This window comes from Rhodococcus sp. P3_B8, from assembly GCF_056402775.1.
In genome coordinates, this window is the sequence record NZ_JBFUGT010000007.1 from 30,299 (window position 1) to 55,502 (window position 25,204).

Sequence of the window (25,204 nt, forward strand, 5' to 3'; positions counted from 1 at the left end):
GCTTGCGTGATCGTGCTGTCATCTACTTCGTTTCGACCCGACTGAACCTCTGCATCGTAGTGATGGCCGCGGTCAGGGGCGGCAGCTGCTTCACGGTCCGGAGTGGCCTCCCGATCCCCGCAGTCTGCGGCCGATCACGGACACCGGTACACGCCCGACCATGTCTGCGTGCACAGCATCGATGCGGTGTTCGGTGACGTCACCGCCGAAGTGTGTCCGCCAGTCCGGAACGAGTTCCGGATGATGATCGAGATCATATGCGGCCGTGAAGAACACGGCGTCGCCGTCGAAGCGCCGGGGCTGATGTGTCGACGCGATCTGTTCGAGACGGATGAGGAGCTCGCCCAGCGACTGCACCCGATCGGCCGACACCGCGGCTCCGAGCTCGGCTGGAAGGTCCAGATCGGGCCGGTTGTCGCCGAGGTTCACGAGCGCCGCGCGGTGTTCCGGTAGCAGGGTGTCGAGCATCGCGAGGGTGGCCACTTCGTGGCCAGCTTCGTGTAGTTGCACGGCCATTTCCTGTGCCACGGTGCCGCCCAGCGACCAGCCGAGCAGGTGGTACGGTCCGGCCGGTTGCACCGTGCGGATGGCGTCGATGTGGCGAGCGGCGAGCTCGGCTATGGACAGGGGCAAGTCCGCGTCACCGGTTGCCTGCACTCCGTACAACACACGTCCGGGGAGATGTTCTGCGAGGCCCGTGTAGCACCACGCGATTCCCGCCGCCGGGTGGATGCAGAACAGTGGCGGACCATCACCCTCTCCTCCGAGGCGCACCACAGCGGCGAACGGATCGTCGGACGACGACTTACCGGATTCGATGCGCTTGGCGAGTCGCGCGGCGGTGGGATCGGTGAAGAGCCATTGCAGGGGCACGTCCCGGCCCAGCCTCGTGCGCAGTTCATCGGCCGCCGTCACCGCGCCCATCGAGGTGCCGCCCAGCGCGAAGAAATCTTGGTCCGCGCCGATGAAATCCATTCCGATGACGTTCGCCATTACCTCGGCGACCACAGTCTCCAGATATCCGGATGGCGATGTCATTCCTGGCATGTCCGAATCGAATTCCGGCTCGGGAAGCGCGGATCGGTCGACTTTGCCCGACGGCAGAACCGGCAGGCTGTCGAGCACGACGACGGCGGACGGCACCAGATGTCGGGGCAGGACCGCGCGGGCGAATTCGCGCACACTGTGGGGGGTGTGCGTGGAGTCCGGCTCCATCACCACATAGGAGACGAGGACGAACTGTCCACCGGGAACCTCGACCGGCGTGGTGATCACGAACCGGACGTCGGAGTGCCGCGCCAAGGCGACGTCCACCTCGGCAGGTTCGACGCGGATGCCGTGCAGCTGCACCTGAGCGTCGTTACGTCCCAGATAGTCCAGGGCACCGTGTGCATTGCGGCGCACCAGGTCTCCGGTGCGGTACATCCGGTCCCCAGGTTTCCCATACGGGTTCGGGACGAACTGCGTTGCAGTGAGACCACCCCGCCCGAGGTAGCCACGGGCGACGCTGCTTCCGGACAGGTAGAGCTCGCCTGTCACGCCGTCGGGCACCGGGTGCAGCCTCGGGTCGAGCACGAGGGCGGCGGCAGCGTCGATCACGCCCCCGATGTCGACGCCGTCATCGACGTCGGCCGGCGTGAGCGGTCCTGCGACCGACGCCAGGATTGTGAATTCCGTGGGACCGTAGGCATTGAAGAGCCGATGATGCGGCGCCCAGGTCGCCGCCAACGCGGACGGCAGGCGTTCGCCGACCGACACCACGGTCCGGGGCCCTTCGTCACCCAGGCTGTCGGCATCGAGAGTGGCCAGCACGGTGGGCGTCGCGACGAGATGGGTGATGCGCTCCCGGCGCACCACCTCGGCCAGCTGATCGCCGGCATAAGTGAAGTCGGGGGCGATCACCAGGCTGCCGCCGGATGACAGCGCGTACAGCATTTCGAACAGTGAGGCATCGAAGGTCGGGGAGGCCAGCTGGAGAACCCGCACGACGCCGTCGATGTCGAGCACTGGCGCCTGTGCGGCAACCACATTCACCAGGCCGCGATGCGGCACCACGACGCCCTTCGGTGTTCCGGTGGTGCCGGATGTGTAGATCACGTACGCGGCCCCCTCCACCTGTGAGTACTTCTTAACCACGGGTGGTTGATAAGTACTCACGGGTGGGAGCCACGGGATTGTGGCTGGGAGCTCGGCGATGCGCTCGGGCACGGTCAGCCCGACCACGGCACCGGAGTCGGCGAGCATCCATTCCAGACGCTCGGTGGGATGCGTCGGATCCAGCGACAGCCAGACCGCACCCGCTTTCGCCACAGCCCACACGGCGGCCACCCAGTGCCGGCCACGACCGGTGGCGACCGCGACCACATCCTCGGGTTCGACGCCACGGTCCGAGAGCGCCCGGGCCCACCGTTCCGCCACGTCGTCCAGTTCTTCGTATGTCCACTGCACGGCGCCGTCTTCTACGGCGACGGCGTGCGGGGTGGCCCGGACCTGTGTCTCGAAGATCTCGGCGAGAGTCTTCGGCTGATAGTTCCGTGCAGGGCCACTGACGAGGGTCGCACGTTCGCCCGCCTCGAGGATGTCGATGTCGCCGACCACCTCGGACGGATCGATCAGGACTGCGTCGAGGATTCGATCGAAGCGCTGCGCCAGCGCCCGGGCGGTGGAGTCGTCGAACAGGTCCGTGGCGTACAACAGCCGCAGTGTCAGCTCCCCCACCGACTCCGTGAAATCCCACACCAGATCGAATTCGGCGGTGGCAGTGGCGGATCCGATCAACTCGGTCTCGGTCTCGGTTTCGGGCAGACCGCCCCGCCGCGGCGCCGCGTGTTGGTACGCGAGCATCACCTGGAACAGCGGGTTGTACGAGGTTGAGCGGCGGGGTGCCACGCGCGCGACCACGTCGTCGAACGGCACGTCGGCGTGGGCGAACGCGTCGAGGTCAACCGAACGCACCTGTTCGAGGAGCGCGGCAAAGGTTGCGGCAGAGTTCACTTCGGTGCGCAGGGCGACGGTGCCGACGAACATCCCCACCAGCGCGTCGAGCGCCGGGTCGGGTCGACCGGAAACAGCGGTCCCGATCACGACGTCCGGGTGCCCACCTTCGCGCGACAGCAGAACGGCGAGCGCCGCGTGCAGCACCATGAACACCGTGACGCCCTGACTGCGGGCGACGTCGGACAACCGTTGACGCACTTCGGGGTCCAGGGTCCACTCGACAGTGGCGCCCGTGTGGCTCGGTTCGGCGGGCCGCGGACGGTCCGTGGGCAACGCGATCGGGGCGTCGACGCCGTCGAGCGTCCGGGTCCAGTAGCCGAGCTGGGCATGGGCGACACTGGCAGGGTCCGCGGGGTCGCCGAGCACGTCGCGCAGCCACACACTGTAATCCGCGTAATCGACGGGAAGCGGCGCCCACTGTGGTTCGCGTCCTCCGCGGCGAGCGGCGTAGGCGGCCTCGAGGTCGGTGGCCAACCGGTCCATGGATCCGCCGTCCAGCGCGATGTGATGCACGACGGCGGCAAGCACGTGGTCACCGTCGGCTTCGGACCACAGTCGCACGCGCAGCGGGGTATCCGACTCCAGGCGGAAGGGTCGCCGCACGAATTCCGCGACCTCGGCGGACACGTCGGCGCCGTGGACGGGATGCAGGTCGATGTCCACGGGGACGATCACCTGGCGTGGTCCGCTGTCGTCCATGGGAAAGACGGTGCGCAGCACGGCATGCCGCTGCACCACGTCCGCGAGTGCGTGCCGCAGTGCGCCCAGGTCGATGTCGCCTCCGAGACGATGCACGAACACGAGATGGTGCATGGAGGCGCTCGGATCGACGCGGTGAAGCAGCCACATCCGTTGTTGCGCCGGCGACAGCGGAATCCGGGCGTCCGGGTCCCGTCGCACCAGTGGAATGCGGGTCGCGACCGTGTGCCGCTGGTCGAGCCACACCGCCATTCCGGCGGCGGTGGGATGCTCGAACAGCGCTCTGACGGGTACGTCCACGCGGAACGCCGCCGACAGCCGTCCTGTCACCGCGGTGGCGGAGAGGGAGTCGCCGCCGATGTCGAAGAAGTTGCTGTGGGCACCGACGCTCACCTCGCCGAGCACTGCCGCGAACACCGCGGCAACCAGTTCCCCGGTCACGGTCCGCAGTCGCTCCGGCGAGTTGGTGTCGTTGTCGATGTCGTTCGCTTCCAGCGCCTGCACGTCGAGTTTGCCGTTGGGGGTGAGCGGTAGGCTGTCGCGGATCATGATCCGCTGCGGCACCAGGTGTGCCGGGAGATGCCGGATCAATTTCGCGCGGAGCGACTCGGCGTCCACAGCCGACCCCGTGACGAAGGCGACCAGCCGTCCGTGGTGCAGCAGCACCACTGCCTGGGTGACACCGGGCTGCACCAGCAGTGCGGCTTCCACCTCGGCGGGCTCGATGCGCATGCCGCGCACCTTCACCTGACGGTCGGCGCGTCCGACGTAGGACAGTGTGCCGTCGACGCGACGGTGCACCACGTCGCCGGTGCGGTAACGGCGGATTCCGGATTGTCCGGCAACGAAGTTCGCGGCCGTCAGCGCTGGGTCCGCGACGTAGCCGAGGGCCAGTCCCAGTCCCTCCAAGTACAGTTCGCCGACGCCCCCGAGCGGTACCGGACGCAACCGGTCGTCCAGGACCGTCGCTGTCGTGCCTGGGACGGGTACGCCGATGGTGACGCCGGCGCCCACCTCGGCCAGGGTGGCCACCACCGTGGACTCGGTGGGCCCGTAGGCGTTCAGCATCAGCCGCCCCTCGCTCCACGCTGCGGCCTGCTCCGGGCTCAAAGGCTCGCCGCCCACGGCGACGACCTGGAGGGCGTCCAGCTCCCGCGGTTCGAGGGTCGCCAAGACGGAGGGTGTGGAGAGGTAATGCGTCACGCCCTGAGCGGTGAGAAGGTGCTGCAGCTCGGCGCCGCCGTAGACGTCAGGGGGTGCGACCACGAGGCAGGCACCCGACCGGAAGGCCAGCAGCATCTCGAGCAGCGCTGCGTCGAAGGTGGGGTTGTAGCCGTGCAGTACCCGCGCCTCGGGATGTACTCGGTACCGGCGGACGGCCTCGTCGGCGAGGGAGCCCAGTCCGCGGTGCGTGACGGCCACGCCCTTCGGGGTGCCGGTCGATCCGGACGTGTAGATGATGTACGCCACCGAGGGTTGCGCCGACTCCTGCGCCTGCGCCACCATCGCCTCCCGGCGTTCGGCCGGGTGGGCCGGGTCGAGCGGCAGGAAGGTGGCCCCAGTCCGGGTTACGGCCCAGAGTTCGATCACGAAGTCGATCGAGCGCGGCATGCAGATTTCCACGACCGTTCCCGGTCCGCTACCCGCGGCGCGAAGCTGACCGGCCCGCAATTCCGACGCCGCGGCCAGTTCGCGGTAGGTGAGTGTCCGGGTGCCGTCGGTGAGAGCCGGACGGTCGGGGTGCGCGGCAGCGGTGGACAGGAGGATGTCGCTGAGGGTGCGGGTGTCGTCCGCGGGCCCACCGGTGAGCGGCGGTGCCGGAGCCAGAGGGATCTCTCCCACCAGCACCTGCGGATCGAGTGTGACAGCGTCCAGCACCTGCCCCAGCAGTGACGCCAGCGAGGCTGCGGTACCGCGATCGAACAGGTCGGCGGCGTAGGCGACGGCCCCGTCCATACCGCCGGGCTCCTCGTCGTCCCAGTGCTCGCGAACCGTCACGTGGAGGTCGAATTTTGCTGTACGAGTATCGACTTCCTGAACTTCCACGCGAAGGCCGGCCACGTCGACGGCAGGTAGGTCGAGGTTCTCCACTGCAAGCGCAACCTGTGGTGTGCGTCCCCCGAGTAGGTCGGCGATCGATTCGAAGGGCACGTCGGCGTGATCGAACGCATCCACGTCGAAGTCGCGCACCTGGGCCAGTAGTCCTGCGAACGGCATGTCCGGCTGGACCTGCGCTCGCAGCGCGAGGGTGTTGACGAACATTCCGACCAGCGGGTCGAGGATGCGATCCCCGCGGCCGGCGACCGCGGTGGCAACGGTGACGTCGCGCTGGGCACCGAGCCGCGACAGCAGCACCGACAGCGCCGCGTGCAGCACCATGAACGGCGTGGCGCGGTGGTCGTGAGCCAACCGGTGCACCGCTCGCTGGACCGCGGCGGGGATCCGGAAGGTCACCACCTCGGCGGCGCCGTCCGGTGCATCGATGGTCGGTCGCCTATCCGGGATGAGTGCGGCACCCGACTCGGCACCGTCGAGCGCGCGCCGCCAGTGCTCGATACCGCGCGCCGAGTACTCGCTGCGGAGCAGTTCCTGCTCCCACAGCGCGTAATCGGCGAAGTGGATGGACAGCGGCGCCCAGCCGGGTGCGTGGCCGGCGCGACGAGCGTCGTAGGCGGCAAGCATGTCGGTCACCAGAGGGGTGAGCGACCAGCCGTCGGCGGCGATGTGGTGGAGCACCACGGCCAACACGTGCGAGTCGGGACCGATCTGCAGCAGCCGGACCCGCAACGGCATCTCGCAGGTGAGGTCGAACCCCTCGGACGCGAATGCGGCCACCACGGATTCCACCGACTCCGGGTGCGTGTCCTGGGGCGTGAGGTCCAGCTCGCCGGCCGGGAGGATCTGCTGGTGGGGCAGTTCCCCCGCCGCGGCGGGGTACTGGGTGCGCAGTACTTCGTGGCGGGCAACGACGTCCGTGAGCGCCGCCGACAACGCGAGCACGTCGAGTGGCCCGTCCAGGCGGAGTGTCGCGGGCTGGTTGTAGGCCGCGGACGACGGGTCGCGGCGGTTGAGCACCCACATCCGGTACTGACTGCGCGACAATGGAATTCGATCCGGACGCGATTGCGAGACGAGCGCGGGCCGCAGGTCCGGTTCGCGGACGGCACCATCGAGTACGGTGGCAAGTTCCGCGATCGTGGGGTGCGTAAAGAGGCTGCGCAACGGGACCGGGTGGCCCATCACCTCGGAAAGCCGGGCTGTCAGCTGTGTGGCCAGCAGCGAGTTGCCGCCCGCATCGAAGAAGTGCGCTCCGCGACCGGCCTCGGGCAGTTCGAGGACCTCGGCGAAGACCGCGGCCACGGCACGTTCGGTATCCGTGGCGGGCGGTTCGTGTTCGCCCGCAGCGAGTTCGGGCGTGGGCAGGGATCGCAGATCGAGCTTGCCGTTGATCGTCTGCGGCGGCGAATCGAGCACCACGACGGCCGTCGGTACCAGGTACGACGGCAGCAGTTCGGCCAGGCGACGCCGTAGTCTGTCCGCGTCGAAGCCTATGTGCCGCGGCAACACGTACGAGACGAGTGAGTCGGAGCCGGTGGGTGTGGGGCGGACGATCGTGGCCGCGAAGTCGACGTCGGCGACGCGGGCGATGGCGGCGTCGATCTCACCCGGTTCGACGCGGACTCCTCGGATCTTGACTTGGCTGTCGTTGCGGCCCATGTACTCCAGTTCGTCACCGCCTCGCCAGCGCACCAGGTCACCTGTGCGGTACAAGCGTGTGCCGTCCGGGCCGGCGACGAAGCGTTCCGCCGTCAGCCCGGGTTGTCCGGCGTAGCCGCGGGCCAGCGCACCGCCCGACAGGTACAGCTCGCCGGGCACGCCCACCGGCACGGGGCGTAGCCGCTCGTCGAGCACGAGGGCGGCAACGCCCGGGATGGGTGTGCCGATGGTCACCGGCGCTCCGGACGACAGCGGACGAGTCGCGATGGTGTACATCGTCGACTCGGCGGGGCCGTAGCCGTTGATCAGCCGGCGTTCAGGGGCCCAACGGTCGACCAGTTCGGCTCCGAGCCGCTCGCCGCCCACCATCAGTACTTCCAGGTCGGGCAGTGCGAAGTCGCCGACGGTCGCGAGAACGGTGGGGGTGACACAGGCGTGGGTGATCCGTTCGCGGCGAAGCAGCTCACCCAGTGCGGGGCCGGCGAACTCGGTGTCGGAGGCAATCACGAGTGTGGCCCCGGATGCCCCTGCGATCAGTACCTCGAGCAGGGTCATGTCGAACCCGGCGGCGGCGCGGTGCAGCACGCGCGATCCCGGTGCGGCGCCGAAGCGCGACGCGACGTCCGCGTCCAGCGCGCCTAGGCCGGAGTCTGTCACCACCACGGCTTTGGGTGTGCCGGTGGTGCCGGACGTGAACACCACATACGCCGTGCCGGTCGCCCGCGGCAGGCTGTCGGCGATACCCCTCATCACGGCCACCCGCGCTGCGGGCAGAGCCGGGTCTATCAGGACGGGCGCTGCGCCTGCTTTCGCGATCGCCCACAACCTCGCCACCGACTCGGTCGAACGAGGCGCCGACCAGACGACGGCCTCACCCGGCCGCACACCCGATTCGAGCAGTTCGCGCGCGATGACGTCGGAGCGGGCGTCGAGTTCCCGGTACGTCAGTTGCGTGCCGGAGTCGCGGACCGCCACGGCATTCGGCGCCACCTGGGCGCCGCGAGTGATCATGCCCCGCAACGTCAGCGCACCCGGTGTGCGGGGTCCGGTTGCGGGAACCAGGACGGAACGCTCGCGCGCGCTCAGCAGGTCCACATCGCCCACGGAGCTGTCGGGGTCGGCTGTGACAGCCTCGAGAAACCGCACCAGCTGCGCTGCGAACTCGACGACGGTGGCGTGGTCGTAGAGTTCCGCGTTGTAGCCGAAGTGGAGTGCCATCGGCTCACCGGGGCCGGACTCGGCGACGGTGAGCTGCAGATCGAAGTTCGCGTGCTCGACGTCGGGGATCACCGGGGTCACGGTCAGCCCGGGCAGGCTGAGGTGTCCGGGGCGGTGTCGCTGCATCGACAGTGCCACCTGGAACAGCGGGTGCTGCGATGCCGATCGCGGCGGGTTGAGCAACTCCACCAGCGTCTCGAACGGCATGTCGGCGTGGGTGTAGGCCGCGATGTCACGTTCGTGTACCTGGGCGAGCAGTTCGGCGAAGCTGGCGGTCGGGTCGACGGTTGCCCGCAACACCAGGGTGCTGGCGAACATGCCGACTACGTCGTCGAGTTGCGGGTCGGTGCGGCCGGCTACGGCGGTGCCGATGGGCACATCCGGGCTGCCGCTGTACCGAGACAGCAGCGCCGCGAGTGCGGCGTGCAACACCATGAACGTCGTAGCCCGGTAGGTGCGCGCCAGCGCGGTCAGTGATTCGTGCAGCGCGGCGTCCACCACCACCGAGTGGGCGGCGCCGTCCCCCGACGGGATGGCGGGGCGGGCACGGTCGGGCGGGAGCGTCACCTGTTCGGGCAGCCCCGCCAGGGCAGTCGACCAGTAGTTCGACAGTGCGTTCTCGAGGTTCGCGCTGTCCTCGGCCAGCATCCGACGCTGCCAGATGCTGTAGTCGCTGTATTGCACGGGCAGCGAGGACCATTGGGGTCCGACGCCACTCAGCCGGGCTTGATACGCCTCCAGGGTGTCCCTGATCAGCGGGGTCAGCGACCATGCGTCGGCGGCGATGTGGTGGACCACCAGGGTGAACACGTGGGTGGTTGCGGCGGTCCGGTAGAGGCGCGCCCGCAGCGGCGGTTCTGCGGCCACGTCGAAACCGTCACCGGTGAGTGCCCGGACGCGGGCGTCGACGGCGTCGTCGGGAATGGCGATCGCAGTGAGGTCCAGCGGGATCTCGTGGGCGTCGAGCACCACCTGCCGCACACCGTCGGCGGTCCGTGGGTACACGGTGCGCAGGGTGCGGTGACGTTGCACGACGTCGCGTGCCGCCGCGGCCAGCGCCTCCACGTCGAGGTCGCCGTCGAGTCGGACGATGAGCGGAATATTGTATCCTGCTGCGCCCGTGTCGAACTGGTTGAGAATCCACATCCGTTCCTGCGCCGGAGAGAGCGGAAGCTGCTCACCGAGGGCGGCTGGCACCAGAGGCGGTCGGCGGCGGCCGTCCCCGGCCCGCTCCTCCACCCGCGTTGCCAGTTCGGCGACGGTGGGTACCTCGAAGAGGTCGCGGACCGTCACGTCCGTGTCGAAGACGGCGCTGAGCCGGGCGGCCACCCGGGTGGCGATCAACGAGTTGCCGCCCAGGTCGAAGAAGCTCTGCCGGGCGCCGACCTCGATGCCGCCGAGAAGCTCGGCGAATACACCTGCGACCACTTCCTCGATCGGCCCGTGGGGTGCATGGGAGTCTGCAGCGAGGACGGTCGGTTCGGGCAGCGCGTGCCGGTCCAATTTCCCGTTGGGGGTCAGCGGGAAGGTCGGGACGGGCACCACCGCGCCCGGTACGAGGTACTCGGGTAACACCGACCGCAGGTAGCCGAGGAGTGTGCGCGGGTCCGTTGCGCTCACCACGTAGGCCACCAGCTGGTCGCCGACGGCGCTGCCCCGCAGCATCACTGCGGCGTGCTCGACGTCGGGGCGCCGCAGAAGTGTCGCCTCGATCTCTCCGGGCTCGATGCGGTAGCCGCGCACCGCCACCTGGGTGTCGGCGCGGCCCAGGTGGTCGAGTTCACCGTTCGAGCGGTATCGGGCGAGATCTCCCGTCCGGTACATGCGGGTGCCGGGGGTGAAGGGGTCGGCGACGAACCGTTCCGCGGTGAGCGCGGGGCGTCCCATGTAGCCGCGCGCGACCTGTGCGCCGGAGACGTACAGTTCGCCGACCGTCCCCGGGGGCACGGGATGCAGCGACGCATCCAGAACGTAGGTCCGCAGTCCCGGCAGCGCCCTGCCCACCGACCGGCGCTCATCTCCCGACTTCAGGTCGTGTCGTGTGACGTGCACGGTGGTCTCGGTGATGCCGAACATGTTGACCGCGCGCACGTTCGGGTGGTGGCCGAGCCATGATGCCACGAGCGTGTGGTCGAGTGCCTCACCGCCGAAGATCAGCAGCCGGAGCGAGGAGCTGTCGAGGTGCTCGACGAGTTGCCCGAAGGCGGACGGCGTCTGGTTGAGGACGGTGACGCCTTCGCGTACCAGCAGATCGGCGAATTCGTGGGGTGAGCGGGCGAGGTAGTGGTCGACCAGTACGAGTCGTCCGCCGGTGGTGAGGGCGCCCCACATCTCCCAGACCGAGAAGTCGAAGGTGTGTGAGTGGAACATCGTCCACACGTCGCCCGGGCCGAAGCCGAAGTCCTCGCGTGTGTTCGCGAGCAGCGACAGTACGTTGGCGTGGGTGACCGTCACGCCCTTCGGCTGCCCGGTGGAGCCCGACGTGTAGATCACGTACGCCGCTCCCCCAGGTGAGCGGCGAGGCGCACGCGTGGACACCGTGCCACTCACCTGCGGCATCTCGGAGATCACAACCGCCGGCGCAGCGTCGTCGAGCAGGTAGCGGATACGTTCGGCGGGGTAGTCGACGTCGATGGGCAGGTATGCGGCACCGGCGCGGATCACCGCGAGCATCGCCACCACCAGATCGACCGAGCGAGGCAGCACGAGGGCAACCAGGTCTTCGGCTCCCACGCCGGTTGCCCGTAGGCCCTCGGCCATCTCCGCTGAGCGGTGATCCAGGTCGCCGTAGGTCACCGTGGTGTCACCGAACGTGATCGCCGCCGCGTCGGGATTCTCGGCGGCGCGGTGCTCGAACAGCTCTGCCAACGATGACGCTTCCCATAGCGCGCCGTCGACACCCGAAACACTCGCGTTGCGTTCGGACTCGCTGAGGACGTCGATCGACCCCACGGGCACCTGCACATCGATAGCTATCGCCCGCAGCACCCGCAGCAGACGCTCCGCCCACCCCTCGACCGTCTCGGAATCGAACAGCTCTGCCGGATAGACGAATACGCCGTCGAGACCGACCGGTTCACCATCTTCGCCGCGCTGTTCTCTTATCGATACCTCGAGGTCGAACCGGCTGGTGCCGGTGCCCAGGTCACGGCCGCGCACATCCAGCCCCGACATCGTCGCAGCCGGAAGAGACCCGAAGTTGTCGTACGCCAGCATCACCTGGAACAACGGGTGATGCCCGACCGAGCGGGTAGGCGCGACCGCATCCACGACCAGGTCGAACGGCACCTCGGAATGGGCGAACGCGGCGAGGTCGGTTTCGCGAACGGCGGCGAGTAGGGCGTCGAACCCAGCACGTGGGTCGATCCGGCTGCGCAGGGCCACGGTGCCGACGAACATGCCGACCACGTCGTCGAGCGCCGGGTCGATGCGCCCCGACGTGGGTGTGCCGATGGCGAGGTCGTCGGCACCGGTCAGCTTGGACAGCAGGACGGCGAGTGCGGCGTGCAGCACCATGAAGGGCGTCGCGTTCTGCTGCCGAGCCACTGTTTCCAGGCGTCGGTGCAACTCGGCGGGAACCGAGAACGGGAGGTGCCGGGCGGTCAGCCGATCGGTGCCGGGTCGTGGCCGGTCGGTGGGCAGCGGCAGCAGGGTGGGCAGTCCGGCGAGTGCGGATGTCCAGTAGTCGAGTTCGCGTCGCATACGACTGTCAGGGTCGGCGGCGTCGCCGAGGAGGCTGCGCTGCCACCGGGCGTAGTCGGTGTAGGCGACGGGAAGCGGTGCCCAGTCGGGAACACGGCCGGATGTCCTCGCGTGATAGGCGATAGCCACGTCCCGGATCAGCGGCCCGAATGACAGGCCGTCGACGGCGATGTGGTGCAGCACCACTGCGAGGGTGTGGCGGTACGGCGCGACCTCGAACAGAGCGGCGCGCAGCGGTGGCTCGGTGGTGAGATCGAATCCGCGGACGGCGAAGGCGGTCTCGTGCCCGGTGGGCGTGAGGTCGACGGCGGCGGGCACGACCTTCTGGACGGGTCCGGTCTCGGTGTCGGGGAAGACGGTGCGCAGCACGGTGTGCCGGGAGACCACGTCGTGCAGGGCGGCAGTCAATGCAGTGACGTCCAGGTCACCGTCGAGGTCGACGGCGAACGGCACGTTGTAGGCGGGAGACTGGGGGTCGACCCGGTTGAGCAACCACAGCCGTTGCTGCGCGTAGGCGAGCGGCGCCGGCTGGTCGGCGTGCTCGGCGACGAGCGGTGGACGCTGGTCACCGCCCTCCTCGATCAGGGCGGCGAGCGCGGCAACGGTGGGGCGGTCGAACAGGTCACGCACACCGATACGCAGTCCGGACATCGCTGACAGGTGCGAGACAACCCGGGTCGCTGACAGCGAATTTCCGCCGAGAGCAAAGAAATCCGCGTCGGCGCTGATGTCGGGGATCCCGAGGACAGCTGCCACTGCGTCCGCGACAGTTTGCTCGACGGGGGTCCGCGGGGGCCGGGTCGCCGCCGGAAGTTCGGGTGCGGGCAGGGCGTGACGGTTCACCTTGCCGTTCACCGTGAGCGGCACGGCGTCCAGCACGGTCACAGTCGCGGGCACCATGTAGTGCGGCAGACGCTCCGCCACGTACCCCCGCAATGCTGCGGGGTCGAGCTCGACGGTGCCGTGGACGTACGCGGCGAGGACGTTGTCGTGCAGCACGGTGACGGCGGTGTCGACTCCGGGCGCCGACCACAGCACCGCGTCGATCTCGCCGAGTTCCACACGGAATCCACGGATCTTGAGTTGGCTGTCGGCGCGACCGACGAACTCGAGGGTGTGGTCTGCGGTCCAGCGCACCAGGTCGCCGGACCGATACATACGACCGTATCCGTACGGGTTCGCAACGAATCGTTCCGCCGTCAGGGCGGGTGCACCGAGGTAGCCGCGGGCCAGCGCCGGACCCGACAGGTACAGCTCACCGATGACACCCACCGGCACCGGCCGAAGCCGGGCGTCGAGCACCACCGCGGACGCACCGCGGATCGGACGGCCGATGGTGATCGGGTCGCCGGACTGCAACTCGCTGCTTCCGGTAGCCCACACGGTGTGTTCGGTGGGTCCGTACAGATCCACGACGATCCGGCGTCCGGAGGCCCAGCGTTCCAGCACTTCCGGCGGGCACGCCTCCCCCACCACGGCCAGGAACTCGAGCGAGTCCAGGCCTTCCGCGTCCATCAGCGCAGGCACCGAGGGGGTGGTGGTCCAGTGGGTGACGCGTTCGCCGCGGAGCAGGTCCCTCAACTCGTCGCCGCCCACCACGCCCGGTGGGGCGATCACCAGGGTGGCGCCACCGATAGCGGCCACCAGAATTTCGTGGAAGGCGCCGTCGAAGCTGGGGGCCGCGAAGTGCAGGACGCGGGAGTCGGGCCCCACTCGGTAGCGGGCACGGACCTCGGCGGCGTGGTTCGCGAAGCCGCGGTGAGTTACCACGACGCCCTTGGGTTCGCCTGTCGACCCGGACGTGAAGACCACGTACGCGGGGTGATCCGCCGAGAGCGGCCGGACGCGCTCGCCGTCGCCGATCGGTGCCGAATCCCCCTGACTCTCGCGCGCATCGATCCACACGATGCCGTCGGGAACGAGCTCGGCGTCGTGTGCGATCGCGACGCGCACTCCAGCGGCGGCAAGGATGCGGGCGGTGCGTTCGGCCGGATGGTCCAGGTCGATCGGCAGCGACGCGGCACCGCTACGGGCAACGGCCCACACCGCGGTCACCGAGTCGATCGAGCGCGGCAGCATCAGCGCCACCGCGTCCTCGGGTCCGATTCCCAGTCCGATCAGCTTGCGCGCCAGCCGGTTCGCTCGCTCGTCCAGCTCACGGTAGGTCAGTTCGTCCTCGCCGCACCGCACCGCAACGTGTGTGGAGTTGCCACTGAGAAGCTCAGGAAGGGTGATCGGCGAGAGTGCCACCTCCCCGCGCGCGGGGACCAGGTCAGCATCCTCGGACGGCTCGAGCACGTCGAGATCGCCGACCGCCGCCGACGGGTCCGCCACGGCTGCCTGCAGCAGCCGCTGCAGCAGTCTCGACCACCGGGCGATGGTGGCACGGTCGAACAGTTCTCTCGGGTAGGCGATCACGCCGTCGAGTCCGGCTGCGGCGCCGTCCTCGGCGTGCCGTTCCCGAATCTCGATCTCCAGGTCGTAGCGGCTGACGCTGCTCGGGGTGTCGCGACTGCGTACGGTGACGCCGTCGAATCGAATCTCGGGTTCGGTGAAGTTCCGGTAGGCGAGCAACACCTGGAACAGCGGGTGATGCGTGGTGGAGCGAGTCGGGGCGACGGCGTCGACCACTCGGTCGAACGGTTGCTCGCTGTGCGCGAATGCCGCCAGATCCGCGACGCGGGTGGACGAGACGAGGTCGGCGAACGGGATGCTCGGATCCACCCGGGTACGCAGAACGACGGTGCCGACGAACATGCCCACCAGATCGTCCAGGACGGGATCGCCGCGACCGGATACCGGTGTGCCGACGGCGATGTCGTCGGTACCGGTGAGGACGGCCAGGGTGGCGGCCAAGGCACTGTGCACCACCATGAACGGGGTGGCGCTGCATCGTCTGGCCAGTTCCTCCACGGCACGGTGGGTACTCGCGTCCACCGTGAAGGGGACGCGATCCGGGGTGGTCGCCGTCGCCGGCCGTGGCCGATCGGTGGGTAGCGGCAGCCGCTCCGGCAGTCCGTCGAGGGTGGTCTTCCAGAACGCGAGATCTCGGTCGGCGCCCTCCTCCACGATTCGGCGGTGCCAGCGGGCGTAGTCGCCGTACCGGACCGGTAGGGCGTCCCAACCGGGGGCGTCGCCCTCCCGGCGCGCGCGGTACGCGGCCATCAGGTCGCGGGTGAGCGGAGCGACCGACAGTCCGTCGAAGACGATGTGATGGGCGGCGACGACCACGGTGTAGCCGTGGCTTCCACGGTCGAAGAGCCGGACGCGAACCGGCGTATCCCGGGTGAGGTCGAACCCGGCGGTTGTCAGTGCGGTGATCGCCTCGTCGAGTTCGTGTTTGTCGACCGCGACCGGGGTGAGATCGAGTGCGACCTCGGATACCAGTTGCACCGCTCCGGTCTCGGTGTCCCGGAACACGGTGCGCAGAGGCTCGTGGCGGTCCGCCACGTCCCGTACGGCGGCGGCCAGTGCGTCGATGTCGATGTCGCCGCTCAGGTCCATTGCGAACGGGACGACGTAGTCGGCGGAGCCGGGGGTCATCCGGTCGAGCAGCCACAACCGGTCCTGCGCCGGCGAGAGAGGCGCTTCGCGCCCGTGTGTGGTCGACGAGTGCAGAGACTCCTCGCGCACGCACGGGCTGCGGAGCAGCCTGGATGTCAACGCCGCCACGGTGGGAACCTCGAAGACGTCGCGCACACTCACCTGCCGGTCGAGCGCATGCCCGACCCGCGACGCCAGGGTGGTGGCGGTCAGGGAACTGGCGCCGACCGCGAAGAAATCCGTCTCGGCATCGATGAACGGCAGGCCGAGCACGTCCGCGATCACCCGGGCCACGACCTCTTCGGTGGCGCCGCGCGGCTTCCGTGACCGCACCACGGTCGATCCGGGGTCGGGCAGCGCGGCCCGATCCACCTTGCCGTTGGCGGTCAGCGGCATCGCGTCCAGGACCGTCACCGAACCGGGCACCATGTAGTGGGGCAGCTTGTCGGCCGTGAATGCTTGCACTGCAGCCGGTTCCACAGATCCGGTCACGTACGACGCCAGGGTGGTGCCGTGCACCAGCGTCACCGCGCTCTCGACGCCAGGTGCCGTCCGCAGTGCGGCGTCCACCTCGCCCAGTTCCACCCGGAACCCACGGACCTTCACCTGGTTGTCAGCGCGCCCCACGATCACGAGTTCGTGCGAGGGCGTCCATCGGGCCAGGTCGCCGGAACGGTACATCCGCGCGCCGTTGCCGGACGGGTAGGCGATGAACCGCTCGGCCGTCAGTCCTGGTCTGCTGTGATAGCCCCGGCCGAGGCTCTCCCCTGCCAAGTACACCTCGCCGGTCACACCGACCGGAACCGGACGCAGCCGCGAATCCAGCACCAGCACTTCGGTTCCCTCGATGGGGCCGCCGATGGTCAGCGGACCGCCCGGTGTGAGGGGGTCGCTCATGAAGTTGACGATGGTGGTTTCGGTCGGCCCGTACCCGTTGACGACGATGTGTCCGGGCGCCCATCGCTGAGCGAGTTCCCACGGCAGGTCTTCGCCGGCCAGGTCGATCACCCGCAGGTCCGGTACCGACGAGGGCTCCAGTGACGCCAGCACACTCGGTGTCACCATCACGTGGGTGACCCGTTCGCGGCGCAGCACATCGGCCAGTTCGTCGCCGGCGAGCACCCCGGGCGGCACGATCACCAGGGTGGCGCCGGCGGTGAACGCCAGCAGCATCTCGTTGATGGAGAGGTCGAACGACGGCGACGCGACGTGCGCCACGCGCGCTTCCGAATCGAGGAGTCCCAGCATCGCGTTCGCGTCCGCGAGCGGTGCCAGCCCGCGGTGAGTAACCACCACGCCCTTGGGCATTCCGGTGGAGCCGGACGTGTAGAGCACGTATGCCGGATGGTCGACCCGCAGCGGACGAACGCGGTCCCCGTCGGTCACCGCGGCCGCGTCACCCGGGCCGTCGGCGGCGTCGATCCACGCGATACCGTCAGGCACGTGCGACGCGTCGGCGGCAAGTGCCACCGTGGCACCGGAGTCGTGGAGCATGTATGCGATCCGCTCCGGCGGATATCCCGGGTCCACGGGGAGGAATGCGGCGCCGCTGCGCGTGACGGCCCATACGGCGACGATCGACTCGATGGACCGCGGGAGCATCAGGGCAACCAGATCCTCGGGTCCGATCCCTCGCGCGATCAGCCGCCGGGCCAACCTGTTGGCCCGGGCATCCAACTCGCGGTAGGTGACCTCGACGCCGGCGCACCGCACCGCCACCCCGTCGCGTCTGCCGTCGAGGAGTTCGGGCAGAGTCGCGGACGGTATGGCGATCGGCCCGACGCGCGGTACCAGTGCGGCGTGGTCGTCCGGCTCGAGCAGGTCCAGATTCCCGAAAGTCACCGACGGATCCGATGTTGCAGCGAGGAGTACTCGCTGGAGCAACGCCATCCACCGGTCGATGGTTTCGGCGTCGAAGAGTTCGCCCGGGAAGTTCACGTCCGCGTGCAGTCCGTCCAAGCTGCCGTCGTCCGAGCGTCGCTCGCGTACGGTCAGGTCCAGGTCGAACGGTCGGGCGTGGGTCTGGACGTCCCGCACCCGAGCTGCGAGACCGGGCAGTGTCACCTCGGCTTCGCCGAAGTTCTCGTACGCCAACATCACCTGGAACAGCGGGTGCTCGAGCTGGCCGGATTCCGTACCCCGCTGTCGCACGACCTGTTCGAACGGCACGTCGGCGTGCTCGAACGCCCCGAGGTCTGCTGCCCGCACCGTCTCGAGGAGATCCGCGAAGCTCGCGGCGGGGTCGATCCGAGTGCGCAGCGCCAGGGTGCCGACGAACATGCCGACCAGATCGTCGAGTGCCGGATCCGCGCGACCACCCGTGGAAGTACCGACGACGATGTCGTCGGTACCGGTGAGGGCACGCAGCAGGACGGCGACCGCTGCGTGCAGAACCATGAACGGAGTCACGTCGTGCTCGCGTGCCAACCGGACCAGCGCACGGTGCTGTTCGGCGCCCACAGCGAACGTTGTGTGTCCCAGCGTCAGCGCGCCGGCGGGCCGCGGTCGGTCCAGCGGCAACGGCAACACCGCCGGAAGCTCGTCCAATGCCTCTGCCCAATAGCCCAGTTGGCGGGCGGCGAGGCTGTCAGGGTCTTCCGCGTCTCCCAGTACTTCTCGCTGCCACAGCACGTAGCTCGAGTACTCCACGGGCAGCGGCGCCCAGTCGGGGACGCGGCCGGCGGTGCGCGCGGAGTAGGCGACGGCGAGGTCGCGCAGCAGCGGCCGCAGGGACAGTCCGTCGACGGCGATGTGGTGCAGCAGGATGGCAACGGTGTGCCGGTCGCGGGCACGCTGCGACAGGGTCACACGAATCGGAACCTCACGAGTGAGGTCGATTCCTGAGCCGGCAACGCCCTCCAGAACGCAGTCCGCCTCCTCGAGCACCACTTGCTCGTCCAGCGAGGGGAACACCGTGCGCAGCATCCGATGCCGGTGTTGCACATCCCGGACAGCGCTCCGCAGAGCCTCCACGTCAAGGGTGCCGTCGAGGTCCACCTCGAATCCCATGGCGTACGGATCGGCGGCGGGGTCGCGCTGGTTGACCAGCCACAGTCCCTGCTGCTGCGCCGACAGCGGCACCGGGCCCGCCGTCTCGCGGCGGCCGAGCGCCGGGCGATCGGCGGCCCCCGTCACGTGGGCGGCCAGTTCGGCCACAGTGGGGTGGTCGAAGATGTCGCGCACCGAGACCCGGCGCCCGAGCGCCGATCCCACACGGGCGGCGAGACGTGTCGCTCCCAGCGAGTTTCCGCCGAGGTCGAAGAAGCTGTCGTCGAGACCGACGTCCGGGGTCCCGATTTCGGTTGCGAAGGCGGCGGCCACCAGTTCCTGCGTCGCGGTGCGCGCTTCCCGGCTCGATGCTGTCCGGATCACGGGTTCGGGCAACGCCGTCCGGTCGACTTTCCCGCCACGCGTCAGCGGGAGGTGCTCGAGGGCGGTCACGGATGCGGGAATCAGGTGCCGGGGCACGTGCTGCGTCGCGAAGGCCGTCACCGCGTCGGTGTCCACGTCGGTTCCGTGGACGTAGGAGTGCAGGGTGTCGCCGCGCGCGATCGTGACCGCCGTGTCGACGCCGGGCGCCGCCCCCAGGACCGCATCGATCTCGCCGAGTTCTACGCGGTAGCCGCGGATCTTCACCTGATCGTCTGCGCGTCCGACGAAGTCGAGGTGGCGCGAGGCGGTCCACCGGACGAGGTCCCCGGTGCGGTACACGCGACCGTCGCTGTGCGGGTTGGCGACAAAGCGTTCCGCCGTCCACCCGGGTCTGCCGACGTATCCGCGGGCGAGGCCCGGTCCGGCCAGGTACAGCTCCCCCACGACGCCGACGGGGACCGGACGCAGCGCCGCGTCGAGCACCAGCACCGACATGCCGTCGATGGGACTGCCGATGGTTACCGGGTCATCCGCGGCCAGTGGTGCGGTGCCGGTGGCCCAGATGGTGGCCTCGGTGGGCCCGTACAGGTTGAGCAGGGTTCGGCCGGGCGCCCACCGCGACACCAGTTCCGGCGGGCACACGTCCCCGGCCACGGCGACGACACGCAGGCGGTCGAGACCGTCGGGCTTGGTGAGAGCAAGGACGGCCGGGGTGGTGGTCCAGTGGGTGACGCGCTCACGCTGCAGGAGTTCCGTCAGTTCGTCGCCGCCATAGACGTCGGTGGGCGCGAGGACCAGAGTCGCGCCGCACGCCGACAGCAGTTCGTGGACGGAGGCGTCGACGCTCGGCGACGCGAACGCCAGTACCCGCGACCCGCTGTCCACGGCGTAGGACTTACGGAGGGCCGCAGCGTGACTCGACAGCCCGCGATGGGTGACGACGACACCCTTGGGAGTTCCGGTCGACCCGGAGGTGTAGATGACGTACGCGGGATCGTCCACCCACAGCGGGCGCACCCGGTCGGCGTCGGCGACCGGGGACGGGTTGTCGCCGAGGTGCTGCATGTCGCTGTCGGTGAGTACAGCGCGCGCCCCGGAGTCGGCGAGTATGTGCGCCACACGCGATTCGGGGTAGGTGGGATCGATGGGCACGAACGCCGCACCGGTGCGGGTGACCGCCCACAGCGCAGTCACCCACTCGACGGACCGCGGCAGTTGCACGGCCACCACGTCGCCGGGTCCGAGGCCGCGCTCGATCAGTTGGTGCGCCAACCGGTTGGCCCGATCGTCGAGTTCCGCGGGGGTGAGCTCGACGGAATCGCTCACGACTGCGATGCCGGTGCCGTCCAGCAGCGCGGGCAGGGTGACGGCCGGTGCGGCGGCGGGTCCGTGTTGCGGGATCAGTGCGGCCCGGTCGGCGGGGTCGAGCAGGTCCACCGTCCGCACTGGGCTGTCGGGGCGCGCGACCATGGCTCGCAGCACCCGTTCGAGCAGTCGCGTCCAGCGGCGCACGGTGGTGTCGTCGAACAGTGCGCGGGAGTACGTGACGGCACCGAGCAACCCGGCCGCAGAACGGTCCGGTGAATGCCTTTCGGCCAATGCCAGTTCCAGATCGAAACGTGCGACCGGAGCGGGGACGGCGTACGGGCGCACCGTGAGATCGCCCAGGGTCAGTTCGGGTTCGGTGGCGGCGTTCTCGAATGCCAGGGCGACCTGGAACAGCGGATGATGCGGCGCCGACACCCCACCCGTCACGGCATCGGCCACCTGGTCGAACGGTGTCTCGGAATGTGCGAAGGCGTCCAGGTCGGTGCGGCGAACGTCCGACAGCACGTCGGCAAAGGTCTGATGCGCGGATACCCGGGTGCGGAGCACGACATTGCTCACGAACATGCCGACCAGCGCGTCGAGCGAGGGATGGGTGCGCCCCGATACCGCGGTCCCGATGGCGATGTCGTCGGTGCCCGCCAGCGCGCTCAATGTGACTGCCAGCGCGGCGTGCACCACCATGAAGGGCGTCGAATCATGCGTCCGCGCGAATTCTTCCACCGACCGGTGCAGGGCGGCGTCGAACGCCAGCGGTACTGCCCCTGCCGGGTGCAACCCTGCCGTGGGACGCGGGCGGTCGGTGGGCAGCGGCAGCAACTCGGGCGCACCATCGAGTTGGGTGGTCCAGTAGTCGATGTCGCCGGGGGCGGCGGCCTCCACGATGTCGCGATGCCATCGGGCGTAGTCGGTGTACTGCACGTCGAGCTCGGGCCAGCCCGGCGCGGTGCCGGAGCGACGTGCCTCGTAGGCGGTGATCACGTCACGGGTGAGCGGCGCGAACGACAAACCGTCCATCGCGATGTGATGGGCGATCACGACGAGGGCGTGGCGGGTGGGGGCGAGCTGGTAGAGACGGATGCGCACCGACGTCTCGGTGGTCACGTCGAAGCCGCGGCCCGCCAGTTCGGCCACGGCGGCGTCGAGTGCCTCGGGCACGAGCGGAATGGGTGTCAGATTCACGACGGCAGGAGTGACCACCTGCACGGGACCGTTGTCGGTGTCGGGGTAGACGGTGCGCAGCAGGACGTGCCGGTCGAGGACGTCGTGCACCGCCGCAGCCAGACTCGACGCATCCAGCTCACCGTCGAGTTCGACGACGAACGGCACGTTGTAGGCGGGCGATTCAGGCGCGGCCTGCGCCAGGAGCCACAGTCGCTGCTGCGCCGGCGCGAGTGGTGCTGCGCCCCCGTCCGAGTCGGCAGGCCGCAGCGGCGGTGTGTCCACGCGCAAATGCGAAGCGCCGACCCTGGCGGCCAGCAGCGCGATGGTGGGTGCCTCGAAGATGTCGCGCACCCCTACCGCGTGTCCCCGGGCCGAGAGCCGGGCAGCGACCTGCGTGGCGGACAGCGAATTTCCGCCCATCGCGAAGAAGTCGGCGTCGGCTCCGACGGAGTGCAGTCCGAGAATCTCGGCGATCACCGCGGCCACGAGTTCTTCGACCTCGCCGTGCGGCGCACGGGACGGTGACACGACCGGTTCGGGGAGGTGTGCGCGGTCGATCTTGCCGCTGGGGGTGAGCGGCATCTGCTCGAGCACGGTCACCGAGGCCGGCACCATGTAGTGCGGCAGCCGGGCGGTGGCGAAATCGAGCACTGCGGATGGGTCGGTCGCGCCGCTGACGTACGACACCACTGTGCCCGAGGATATTCCGCCACCGTGCACCACGGTGACGGCATGGTCGACGCCGGGCGCGGTGGTGAGCACGGCGTCGATCTCGCCGAGTTCCACCCGGAAGCCGCGGATCTTCACCTGGGTGTCGGTGCGGCCGACGAACTCGAGCAGGTGGTCGGGGGTCCACCGCACTCGGTCACCGGTGCGGTACATCCGCGACCCGGCGCCGTGCGGGTAGGCGACGAATCGCTCGGCTGTCAGCCGGGTGCGCCGGTGATATCCCCGCGCGACGCTCTCCCCCGCCAGATACAACTCCCCGACCACGCCGACCGGGACCGGACGGAGTCGGGTATCGAGCACGAGTGCGTCGGTGCCCGGCACGGGACGGCCGATCGTGACCGGCTCTCCCGGTATCAGCGGTGGGCTGAACAGGGTGGTGACGGTGGCCTCGGTGGGCCCGTAGCCGTTGACCATGACGCGGCCGGGGGCCCACGCCTCGACCAGTGCGCCGGTCAGAGCCTCGCCGCCGACGTCGAGGACTCGGAGGTCGGGCAGGTCCGACGGCACCAGGGTGGCTACGACCGCGGGGGTGAGTATGGCGTGCGTCACGCGCTCCGTGCGCAACAGCTCCGTCAGAATCTCGCCCCCGAAGACGTCGGGCGGCACGATCACCAGCGTGGCTCCGGCGGTGAACGCGAGCAGCAGTTCGTCCAGGGAGATGTCGAACGACGGGGAGGCGAAGTGCGCGACGCGGGCGGAGTCGTCGACGTCGTAGAGTCCGTCGCGCGCGTGGGCAAGGCCAGCCAGGCCCCGGTGCGTCACCGTCACACCCTTGGGCGTTCCGGTGGAGCCGGACGTGTAGAGCACGTACGCGGGGTGGTCGATGCGCAGCGGGCGGACACGATCGGCGTCGCCAACGGGTGACGAGTCGCCGGGCCGGTCTGTCACCTCAACCCAGTCGATTCCGGCGGGCACCACCGAGGCGTCCGCGGCGAATGCCACCGTGGTCCCGGAATCGGCGAGCATGAACGCGATCCGCTCTGCCGGGTAGCCGGGGTCGACGGGCAGGTAGGCGGCGCCCGAGCGCGCGACGGCCCACAGTGCCACCACCGATTCGGGTGAGCGCGGCAGCATCACGGCCACCACGTCTTCGGGGCCGATACCGCGCTCGATCAGCCGATGGGCGAGCCGGTTCGACCATGCGTCCAGCTGTCCGTAGGAAAGGTCGGCACCCGCATGCCGCAGTGCGATTGCGTCGGGGTCACGCAGTCCGGCGTCGAGCAATTCGGGCAGAGTCGCCGGCGGGACGGCGGGCGGGCCGGCGCAGGGCGCCAATTCCGATTGCTCGGCCTCATCGAGAATCGGCAGTGCCCCGACCGGGGTGTCGTCCTCCGCGCGGACGAACGTCTCGAGGAAGTCCAGGAACCGGCGGTAACGAGTGTGCAGCTCGCGTTCTTCGTAGAGCGTGGGGTTGGCCTCGAAGTCGATGCGTGTACCCCGCCCAGTTACCGATGGGTAAAGATTGAGGGCGAGGTCGTCCACCGGACCGCTGGTGAGTGGATGGAAGACACCGACGACGTCTCCGAGCACGATCTCCTGGTGGTAGATCATCAGGTTCACGGTGGGGCCGAAGCCGCCGCGCCGCGCACCGCCGTCGGGGAGGTCGCGTCGCATGTCTTCGTAGCGGTAGCGCTGGTGCCGCAGTGCCCCGGTGAGCTCGAGCTGCACCCGTCGGACGAGCTCCGCACCGCTCACCTCGCCGTCCACCTGCACGCGCAGCGGCACGATGTTCGACACCATGCCCGCCGAACGACGTGTGGCCGCGGTGGTGCGGGCAGACACAGGCAGGCTCAGCACGATGTCGGTGGTGCCGGTCATCCGTGCGAGGTAGGCGGCGAATGCGGCGACGACGACGGGGACGCCGGACGAATTCCAGCGTCGGGCAACGTCGCCGATGCTCTGGGAAATGCCGTCGGCGATGGTGCCGCCGAGGAGAAGTGAGGGTGCGACGGGTGGCGCTTCCCGGTCGGTGAGCCGGGCGGGGTCGGGCAGGCCGGCGATGCGCTCGGCCCAGTAGTTTCCGTCCGTCTCGAACCGGCTCGTGGATCGGTAGGCGTCTTCGGCGTCGTACAGCTCGCGCAGGCTCAGCGCCTTGGACGGCGGCGGTTCGGTGCCGTTCACGAGGTGGCTGTAGATCTCGGCCACACGGTTGGTGAGCACCATGCCGCCGTGGCCGTCGATGACGATGTGGTGGACGCGGGAGAACCAGAAGTAATGGTCGTCGCCGACGTGCAGCAGGCTGGCCATGATCAGCCGGTCTTTCAGCACGTCGAGCGGACGGCTGTACTCGGCGGTCATCCAGCGGTGGGCCTCGGCGATTGCATTGTCGACGGCGCGTAGGTCGCGGTAGGAGATCGCATCGTCGATCTCGACATCCACCACCTGCACAACCTCGTCGCCGTTGTCGATGATGCTGACGCAGGGTGACTGGAGCTCGCGGCATGCACGGTCGGTGGCGTCCACCAGGGACCCCACGTCGACGTGCCCCTGAATCTCCACATACTGGGCGACGTTGAGGGGAACGCTAGGGTCGAGTTGCTGGGCGAACCAGATTCCCTGTTGCGCTCTCGACAGGGGGAACTCACTCACAGTGATTGTCCCCCGTCCATGTTTCCCGATCCGAGCAGAAATCGGGCCTGCACGCCGCTTCGTTACTGTGAATTGGCCCACCCTCGATCTGGATGGGCCTGAACCTTGCTGACTCCCCGGTTCGCGAAATTCGCTACTCAGACAATAA

General features: G+C 69.2%; 1 protein-coding gene. It reads right to left on the reverse strand.

Annotated features, from left to right (window positions below; all coding sequences use genetic code 11):
- Positions 1–90: 90 nt before the first annotated feature.
- Positions 91–25,056 carry a non-ribosomal peptide synthetase gene (locus AC1D1G_RS05045; RefSeq protein ID WP_477951413.1) on the reverse strand — a complete coding sequence of 8,322 codons (24,966 nt, stop codon included), beginning with the start codon at positions 25,054–25,056 and terminating at the stop codon, positions 91–93.
- Between the last annotated feature and the right edge of the window lie 148 nt (positions 25,057–25,204).